1 protein-coding gene is annotated in these 418 nt (G+C 47.4%); it reads left to right on the top strand.

The genetic code is table 11. The features are described from left to right. Window positions 1-315 (top strand): SAM-dependent methyltransferase (locus C5L10_RS33375; protein WP_245448384.1); only part of this gene is annotated, 315 nt, incomplete at its 5' end. Window positions 316-418: the final 103 nt, after the last annotated feature.

The following is a 418-nucleotide window of genomic DNA, read 5'->3' as shown; positions in this document are numbered from 1 at the left end:
CGCTTAATTACCGGACACTTAAAAACCGGTGGCGAACTGGACTGGGAAAACCTGGCGGCAGAAAAACAGACGCTGGTGTTTTATATGGGGCTGAATCAGGCTGCGACTATTCAGCAAAAGCTGATTGAACACGGTATGCCTGGCGAAATGCCGGTGGCAATTGTCGAAAACGGAACGGCAGTCACGCAGCGCGTGATTGACGGTACGCTCACGCAGCTGGGCGAACTGGCGCAGCAAATGAACAGTCCATCGCTAATTATTATTGGTCGGGTTGTTGGCCTGCGCGATAAATTGAACTGGTTCTCTAACCATTAATTTAACCAGGGCCAGAGAAGTCTGGCCTTTTTCGTTTACAACTCTCTTTATATATTCAGCAGATAAAAAGATACCCCCTTAATAAATATTGTCTGCTAATGGG

The organism is Neorhizobium sp. T6_25 (assembly GCF_002968555.1).
GTDB lineage: Bacteria > Pseudomonadota > Alphaproteobacteria > Rhizobiales > Rhizobiaceae > Neorhizobium.
Note: the sequence above shows the minus strand (reverse complement) of the source record. Positions and strands in the feature narration are given on the sequence as shown.